This is a genomic window from Phenylobacterium sp. (genome assembly GCF_004799395.1).
Lineage (GTDB): Bacteria > Pseudomonadota > Alphaproteobacteria > Caulobacterales > Caulobacteraceae > Phenylobacterium.
Window position 1 is genome coordinate 1 of the sequence record NZ_SSMZ01000227.1, and the last position, 8,952, is coordinate 8,952.

4 protein-coding genes are annotated in these 8,952 nt (G+C 64.0%); 3 read left to right on the forward strand and 1 reads right to left on the reverse strand.

The window, feature by feature from the left end; all coding sequences use genetic code 11:
• Window positions 1–462 precede the first annotated feature (462 nt).
• Entirely contained in the window at window positions 463–747 is a 285-nt protein-coding gene (locus E8A12_RS14380) for a hypothetical protein (RefSeq protein ID WP_293369937.1), read from the forward strand.
• 92 nt (window positions 748–839) lie between these two features.
• Here E8A12_RS14380 and E8A12_RS14385 read toward each other — a convergent pair whose 3' ends face one another.
• On the reverse strand, window positions 840–1,691 hold the full coding sequence (locus tag E8A12_RS14385) for a response regulator transcription factor (protein ID WP_293369940.1): 852 nt from the start codon (window positions 1,689–1,691) through the stop codon (window positions 840–842).
• Between E8A12_RS14385 and E8A12_RS14390 the strand changes: the two genes are divergently transcribed.
• Together E8A12_RS14390 and E8A12_RS14395 are read left to right on the forward strand one after the other, a co-directional pair.
• Window positions 1,657–3,135, forward strand: coding sequence for a cytochrome c peroxidase (locus tag E8A12_RS14390; RefSeq protein ID WP_293369942.1), 1,479 nt, complete (start codon window positions 1,657–1,659; stop codon window positions 3,133–3,135). The two genes, E8A12_RS14385 and E8A12_RS14390, sit on opposite strands and share 35 nt — an antisense overlap.
• Before the next feature lie 12 nt (window positions 3,136–3,147).
• Window positions 3,148–8,952 (forward strand): AAA family ATPase (locus E8A12_RS14395; RefSeq protein WP_293369944.1); only part of this gene is annotated, 5,805 nt, incomplete at its 3' end.

Here is an 8,952-nt window from a genome sequence, read left to right on the forward strand (position 1 = left end):
CTGGTCAACAGGCCACGGACGGAAGGTCTTGCTCATACGGTGAGTGAATCACCGCCGAGTCACCTCGTCGAGATCAAAGCCGACGATTACGGAGGCGGTCTGCTAGCGGACTCTAGGTGGGTTCGGTTTCGGGCGAAGTCTATCGGCTAGGGCTACGCGCCGGAGTTGGGGCCGCTTAGGTCGACCGACGGCTCGCGTCCCAAGGCAATGACTTCACGCGACAATTCGAGGGCGCGCGACGCAAAGGCGAGAGCATCATGTGCCCGCTCTTTGGAAGGTCCAGCCGTCAGCGGGGCTCAAACCCCGCGCAATTCCACCCGGCGTCACGCGACGTCGGAATTCAGATGAGCTCAGGACTCTTCAGAGCCGTCCCAAAGACAGTTGCTCGCCGCGAGCCCTAGTTCATGCGCCGAACAAAATCGGCATGGCCTGGCCCCATCCAGGCAAGCTCGGAGAACGGCTATGAAACCCCTGGCTTTGGCATTGGCGATTACGGGCCTGGCGCTCCTGCTTCCTTCCTGCGCCTCGACAGGCCACGGAGGCCTCCTGGCCTATGACGCCTACTACGACGACGCCTATGGCCCGATCTATGACGGGTACTGGGGTGACGACGACGCCTTCTACTATTGCGACGGCGCGGGCCATCCCTTCGTTCGGGATGGCGGCTCCCACTTCCGTCATGGTCCGGCCGGCGGATTCCACGGCGTTCACGTCGCCGGCGGGCATGCCGGCGGCGGGCGGGGATGAACCCCCGCGCCGCCACGCAAGCGAGGAGGCGGCAGGGACCTGCGGGGCCGCGGAGCCCCAGGGCTCGCGCAGCTGGCTTTGCCGCCCTGCGATCAGGGAACCTGTGGCTTCCCCGTTGATCCTGCGATGGGCAGGCCCTTCAACTTCTCGGCCATCAGGACCAGCTCGACGAGGGACGTGGCGCCCATCTTCCGGCTGATGTTTCCGCGGTGGATTTTCACGGTGTTCTCGCTCAGGCCTATCGCGACAGCGATCTGCTTGTTGAGCCGGCCCGACACCGCCAGGGTCATCACTTCGCGCTCGCGGGGCGTCAGTGTTTCGAAGCGGGCCTGGATCTCGGCGACCGCCTGGGCCTTTTCGCGCCGGGCCCGGTCTCGCTCCAGGCCTGAGCGGATCGCATCGAGCAAGTCCTGTTCGCGAAACGGCTTGGTCAGGAACTCGATCGCCCCGCCCTTCATGGCCTGGACGGACATCGCGATGTCGCCATGGCCGGTGATGAAGATGATCGGCAGTTCGACGCTGGCGCTCGAGAGTTCGCGCTGGAAGTCCAGTCCGCCCTGGCCGGGCAGGCGTACGTCGAGGACGAGGCAAGTCGGGGCGTCGGGGCGCCCCACATCCAGAAATTCAGGCACCGAGCCGTACAGCCGCACCTGCAGCTGCACGGAGCGCAGAAGCCGCCCAAGCGACTCGCGGACGTCCGGATCGTCATCGATCACGATGACGGTGTCTGGCGCGTCAGCCATGGCCTGAGCGTCCCTTTGCAAGGTCACCGGATCGATTGAATAGCCTGTCAGTCTGTTCCAAACGATGTCCGCGCTTGCGGAGTCAAGTTTTCGCTGCGCGGGTTCCGCGCCCTGCGCCATAATGGGGCGGCGCCGGATGGCGCAAGCCAGCGGAGGATGCGGGGTGGTGCCGCGTGCTCTTTTGCCAGTCTCGGCGGTCATTTTCGCCGCCGCCCTCGGGGATTCGGCCTGCGCACGGCGCGTGGTGGAGATCAGCCCCGGATTGTCGCCGCGCGCGCAGCAGGAGCTTTCCCAGGTCGAGGCCGAGATCGACCGCATCGAGGCCAAGACGCTCGCCAGTCTCGGCGCGCCGCCCGACAATGTCACCCAGCAGGTCGAACTGCTCGGGAAGGCGATGATGTACGACAAGCAGCTCTCGGTGAACCGCAACGAGGCCTGCAGCCTTTGCCACATGCCTGAGGCGGGCTTTACAGGGCCCGTCTCGGAACTGAATGCGACGACGATCGCCTATCCCGGATCCGTGCGCACGCGCTTCAGCAATCGACGGCCGCAGTCGCACGCCTACGCCACGCTGTCGCCGGTGCTCCACTACAACAGCGCCAGGGGAGACCTCGTCGGCGGCAACTTCTGGGACATGCGCGCCACCGGTCGCCGACTGGCCAATCCCGCCGCCGAGCAGGCGGAAGGACCGCCGGTCAATCCGGTGGAAATGGGCCTTCCGGACATCGCCTGCGCTGTCTACCGCGCGTCGCAGCGCCCCTATCGAAGGTTGTTTGAGCAGGTCTGGGGCCCACAGGCGTTCTCGGTCAGATGGCCAGGCAATGTAGACCAGGTCTGCAGCCAGCCCGGTCCGCCCTCGTCAGCCGATCCGTCGCCAGTTCACCTCAGTCGGGAGGATCGCGGCCGGGTGAGCGCCTCATTCGACCAGATGGCTTTGTCCATCGCCGGCTACGAGGCGTCCGCCGAAGAGGTTCAGTTCTCCTCGAAGTTCGATGCGAGTCTGGCGGACAAGGCAAAGCTCACCACCCAGGAACAGGCGGGCTACGAGTTGTTCCGAGGGAAGGGCCTCTGCAACAACTGCCATCGGGACGGCGGACCCGGTGAAGACCCGCTGTTCACCGATTTCACCGCCGTCAACATCGGAACGCCGGCGAATCCGAGGCTGCCGTTCTATCGCGAGGACCGGCCCGACGCTCGGGGCTACGTGGCCAATCCAGCAGGACGAGCCTACGTCGATTACGGGGTCGGCGCGTTCCTCTCGAACGGCGCCGAACTGAGCCGACCGTCCGCGGTCGATGCGAGATGGCTGGGCCTTGCGGCAAACAACTCCGCACGGGTGCAGGTGCCAACCCTACGGAACGTGGACAAGCGGCCGTACCCCGGTTTCGTGAAGACCTACGGGCACAATGGCTACTTCACGAGCCTGAAGATGATCGTGCATTTCTACAACACGCGCGACACGCTGCGTCGTTGCCAGCCCCACGATCCTGGGGAGGGGACGACATGTTGGCCCGCTCCCGAGTCGACCCGGAATTTGGACACGACCGAACTCGGCAAACTTGGCCTGACGGATGCGCAGGAGGACGACATCGTCGCCTTCCTGAAGACGCTCACGGACGGGTACCTGCCAGCGAAGCAGCCATAAGCCCGGACCGCCGTGAGGGATCTTTCGAAATACCAGCTGTCGACTTTGCGCACCGACCCACCGCTGCAGCGCGGATGGGCGGAGGGCCTGAGCCCGATACTCCTGATCGCCCTGCAAGAGCGAACCGCCACGGCCGACTCTGTGGCCCGGCTCGAAAACGAATACGGGCTCCAGGCCGAGCTTGACGCCGCTTGGGCTGCACGGCCCGTGGCGCTGACCCGACACCGAGAGCGGATCTCGTTGGTGCTGGAGGATCCCGGGGGAGAGCCGCTCGAACGGCTGTGCGGCCATCCCTGGCCGATCGCCGACTTCCTTCGCGTCGCCATCCCGCTCGCGGGCGCGCTCCGCAAGGTTCATGCTCGAGGGCTGGTTCACAAGGACATCAAGCCGGCGAACATCCTGGCGGATGTGGCGAGCGGGGCTGTCTGGCTCACCGGCTTTGGAATCGCCACCCGCGCGGCGCGCGAACAACAGGAGTCCGGCCCACCGGAGGCGATCGCCGGGACGCTCGCTTACATGGCGCCGGAACAGACCGGGCGGATCAACCGGACGACAGATTCTCGAAGCGACCTCTACGGATTGGGGGTCACGCTGTATGAGTTGCTGACCGGAACGCTGCCGTTCACCGCATCCGATCCGATGGAGCTGATCCATAGCCACATCGCGAAAAAGCCTGTGGCGCCAAACGAGGTCGTGGCCGCGATTCCGGCCCAGCTCTCCGCGATCATATTGAAGCTGCTCGCGAAGACCGCCGAGGAGCGCTACCAGACGGCTGCGGGTCTGGAGTCCGACTTGAAGCGCTGTCTGGCGCTCTTAGAGGCGCACGGCCACATAAATCCGTTTCCGCTCGGCGCGCAGGACGCGCCCAACCGGCTTGTCATCCCGGAGGAGCTCTACGGGCGTAAGGCCGAAGTCGAGACATTACTTACGGCGTTCGACCAGGTCGCCGCGCGTGGCACGACAGCCGTCGTATTCGTGTCCGGAGACTCCGGCGCTGGCAAATCCTCCCTGGTGAACGAACTGCATAGGACCCTCGCTGCATCGGGCGGGCTGTTTGCGTCCGGAAAGTTCGACCAGTACATGCGCGACATCCCCTATGCCACGCTCGCGCAGGCGTTTCAGGGCCTCGTTCGCTCGCTGCTGAGCCGGAGTGAATCAGAGCTTGGGCTCTGGCGCGACGCGCTCCGCGAGGCGCTCGGCCTGAACGGTCAGCTGATTGTGAACCAGGTTCCCGAACTGGAACTGGTGATCGGCAAGCAACAGCCGGTCGCCGATCTGGCGCCGCAGGACGCGCAGCGCCGCTTTCAGATGGTCTTCCGCCGCTTTGTCGGCGTGTTTGCGCGTCCAGAGCATCCTCTCGCGCTGTTCCTCGACGATCTGCAGTGGCTGGACCCGGCGACGCTGGAACTCCTTGAGCACCTGGCCACGCATTCTGACGTGAAGGGCCTGCTGCTGATCGGGGCTTACCGGACGGGCGAGGTCGAGCCATCGCACCCGCTGAGGGAGTCGATCGAGGCGATCCGACAGTCGAAGGTCGAGGTTCGCGAGATCGCGCTGGCGCCCCTTTCGATCGAGGATATCGGCCAGTTCGTCGCGGAGGCGCTGCACTGCAAACCACAGGCCGCCCGGCCTCTCGCCCGACTGCTGCATGAGAGGACCGCCGGCAATCCGTTCTTCGCAGTGCAGTTCCTGGCCTCGCTCGCCCTGGAGGATCTGCTTGTCTTCGACTCGGACGCCCTGGCCTGGCGCTGGGATATCGATCGCATTCGGGCCAAGAACTACAGCGACAACGTCGTCGGCCTGATGACCGAGAAGCTTGGTCGGCTCTCCGTCGCGACCCAGGACGCTCTGATAGACCTCGCCGGCCTCGGCAATACCGCCGATGTCGCGACCCTTGCGCTGGTCCGCGGGCAATCTGAGGACACCTTGCAGGCCATGGTGGCGGAGGCTGTCGTTGCGGGGCTGATCGTCCTCCAGAGCGATGCCTACGCGTTCCTGCACGACCAGATCCAACAGGCAGCCTACTCGCTCATCCCCGAAGACCGGCGCGCCGGGTTCCATCTGCGCCTTGGCCGCGCACTGCTGGACGGCTTGTCCCCAGACGCGCTGAACGATCGCGTCTTCGATGTCGCAAGCCAGCTCAATCGAGGCGCCGACGAACTGACCGATCCGGAAGACATGCGAAGGGTGGCGAGGCTCAATCTGCAGGCCGGACGCAAGGCCAAGGAATCGGCCGCCCATGCCTCGGCCTCGGCGTTCCTCGCGGCCGGCGCCGCGCTACTGGGTCCTGAGGGATGGGAGCGCCAGTACGATCTGCTGTTCCGGCTGCAGCTCGAACGCGCGGAGTGCGAGTTCCTGGGCAGCAACCACGGTTCGGCCGAGCGGCTGATCGACGAATTGATCGATCGCGCAGCGTCAAAGCCCGATCTGGCTGCCGCCTGTTCTCTCAGGGTGAAGCTCTACGTCGTGAAGTCAGAATTGGTGGAGGCCACTACTTGCGCGCTGACCTGCTTGGAGTCGCTCGGCGTTATGATCCCGGCCCACCCGACCCGGGATCAGTTGCTCGCTGAATTCGATGACATGTGGTGCGCTCTTAGCGGACGTCCGATCGAGATCTTGCTTGATCTGCCGCTGATGACCGACCCGGCTCTGCTCGGGGCAATGCATCTGCTTTCACAGACGATCGACGCGACGAGCACCTCGGACAATCTGATGTGCGCCCTGCTCTGCCGAATGGTGACCCTCAGCCTGCGGCACGGCGTTAGCGGCGCCTCCGCGATCGCCTGTGCATGTCTCGCGGATCGGCTTGGCTCGTTGTTTGGGCGCTACCAAGATGGCTATCGGTTCGCGCAGGTGGCGCGCGATGTTGTCGCAAGGCATGGCTTCGCCGTTTATGAAGCCGAAGTGCAGTTGGCCATGGGTTTGGCAGCCGTGTGGACACAGCCGTTCGAGACTGTGCTCGACTACGTGCGATCGGCTTGCCGGATCACGACTGAAGCGGGGGACGTCACCCGAGTCTGTTTCAGCTACCCGTTGATCGTCAACCTTAGGCTGCTCAGGGGCGAGCCGCTTGAGGCGGTGCGGCGCGAGTCGGAGGTCGGCCTAGAATTCGCCCGGGCGGCTGGGTTCCACGAGATGGCCGATCTCAGTGTCAGCCAACAGCGCTTCATCGCGAATATGCAGGGCCGCACGGCAACCTTCTCTACGTTCAGCGACGCACAGTTCGATCAGGACAAGTTCGAAGCGGCGCTGAGGGGGCATCAATGGACGATGCCGTACTGGATCTCGAAACTGAAAGCCCGGTTCCTGTCAGCGGACTATGGGCAGGCGCTTGCAGCGTCAGAAATGCTGAACACGGAGGCGCTGTCCGGGCTCGGAACGGCCGTGGTTCGTCTCGAATTCTGCTACTACACAGGCCTGACGGTGGCTGCGCTTTTCGACCACGCCACGGAGGACGCGCGAACCAAGTTGCGCGATCTGCTCGAGGCGCATCGGGCCCAGCTTCACGAGCTCGCGCAGGTCAACCCAGCGAGCTTCGGCGACAAGTTCGCGCTCGTGGCGGCCGAGATCGCCCGCATCGAAGGGCGCGATGCGGACGCCATGCAACTCTACGAACAGGCAATTCAATCCGCTCGCGAGCATGGGTTCGTGCAGCACGAGGCCTTGGCCTATGAGGTGGCGGCCCGGTTCTATGCCGCGCGGGGGATCGAGAGCATCGCCGAGGCCTATCTGCGCGGAGCGCGACGCTGCTACCTGCGTTGGGGCGCCGACGGCAAGGTGAGGCAACTCGAGCAGCTGCATCCGCACCTTCGCGAGGCGCCGATTCCGCGGTCCGCCCCGGTCGCCGGCGGCGAGGCGATTGCGCGGTTGGACGTCGAGGCTGTCCTGAGGGTCTCCCAGGCGCTATCGAGCGAAATCCGGCTCGGCGAACTGATTCAGAAGCTGATGCAGATTGCGTTGGAGCATGCAGGCGCCGAGCGGGGCCTGCTGATCCTTCACCGGGGCGGAGAGTTGACGCTCGAGGCGACGGCCGTCACCCGCCATGAGAAATCCGAGGTCACGGCCCGAGGGGTCGAGGTGACGGCCTCCGACCTGCCGCTCTCCTTACTCAACTACGTGGTCCGGACGAAAGAAGGCGTGGTGCTTGACGACGCATCGCTGCCGAATCCCTATCGGGACGACATCTATGTCCAGCAGACCGGTGTCCGGTCGGTTCTCTGCCTGCCCATTGCCAACCGGGCCAACCTCGTCGGCGCCCTCTACCTCGAGAACAGCCTGACGCCGTACGCCTTCACCTCCGAACGCGTGAGCGTGCTTGAAATGCTCTCGTCACAGGCGGCGATCTCTCTGGAGAACGCCCGTCTCTATTCTGACCTGCAGCAGGAAAACAGCGATCGCAAGCGGGTGCAGGAGGAGCTGCGGCGCAGCGAAGCCTACCTTCAGGAAGCCCAGAGGTTGGGCCGAATTGGCAGCTTTGTGCTCGATCCGTCGTCGGGGAAGATGCTCGCTTCGCCTGAGCTGCTTCGAATCCTGGGCCTCGACTTCGACGCGCAATCCACGACCTTGGATAAGATTGTCGAATACATTCATCCCGACGATCGGCGCCCGGTCGAACAACAGAGAACTCGAGCGATCCTAGAGAAGAGCGGCTGGATGGCCGGGTACAGATTATTGCTCCCCGATGGCGTCATCAAATTCGTCGAGAGCGCGGCTGATCCAGTTCTCGATGAGAGCGGCCAAGTCGTGGAATATATAGGGGTGCTGTCAGACGTCACCGAGTTCAAGTTGGCCGAACAGAAAATGAAGATGAACGAGACGCTATTGTCTGAGGCGCAAAAGCTTAGCCACACCGGAAGCTACATTTTGGATGGACCGTTCGGAAAATCGATTTGGACGGACGAGATGTTTCGTGTTTTTGAGTTTGACCAAGCCGAAGAACCCTCGGTGGAAAAGGCGGTGCAGCGCATTCATCCTGATGATCAAGATCGGATGAGACAGTTTGCGGCCGCAGCACCCGACGAGCGACCCGCCGGACGCAGCGGCAATGGCCCGCCGGTGGAGTACAGGCTGTTGATGCCTGACGGGAGGATCAAGTTCGTCTTAAGTCTGAGGGCCCAGGCAGGCCCGGAATTCAGTGGTGTCGGCACGATAATCGGCGCCACGATGGACGTCACCGATCGCAAGAAAGCAGAAGAGGCTCTTCTTCGGTCGCAAGCGGAACTCGCCCACGCAAGCCGCGTCAACACCATGGGGGAATTGACGGCTGCGCTGGCGCATGAAGTCAACCAGCCGATTACCGCGGTGATTGCGAACGCCAACGCCAGCTTGCGCTTTCTCTCCGCCGAGACTTTGGACCTCGAGGAAGCCCGTGAGGCGGTCGGCGCCATCATTCAGGCTGGGCGGCGCGCCGGGGAAATCGTCAGCCGAACGCGCGAACTGTTCAAAAAGGGCGTTCCGCAACGGGATCTGGTCGACCTGGATGACCTGGTGCGCAGCACGGTGCTCCTGCTGGAGAGCGAAGCGAGGCGATACTCGGCATCGGTTCATACTTGGCTCGCGGCAGGCGCGCCGGCGATCCTGGGCGATCGTGTGCAGCTTCAACAGGTGATCTTGAACCTGATCATGAACAGCCTTGAGGCCATGAAGGACGTCGAGGGCGCCCGCGAGCTCGCCGTCAGAACGCGAATCGCGGACGACCAGAGCCTTGTGGTGTCGGTCAGCGATACCGGAGTCGGATTGCCGCAGAACGACGCCAATCGAATCTTCGACACGTTCTTCTCGACCAAGCCGGATGGCACCGGCATGGGCCTTTCGATC

Excerpts from the sequence above, each read along its gene's own strand:
- E8A12_RS14380 (WP_293369937.1), top strand. The coding sequence starts at position 463 with ATGAAACCCCTGGCTTTGGCATTGGCGATTACGGGCCTGGCGCTCCTG.
- E8A12_RS14385 (WP_293369940.1), bottom strand. The coding sequence starts at position 1,691 with ATGACCGCCGAGACTGGCAAAAGAGCACGCGGCACCACCCCGCATCCT.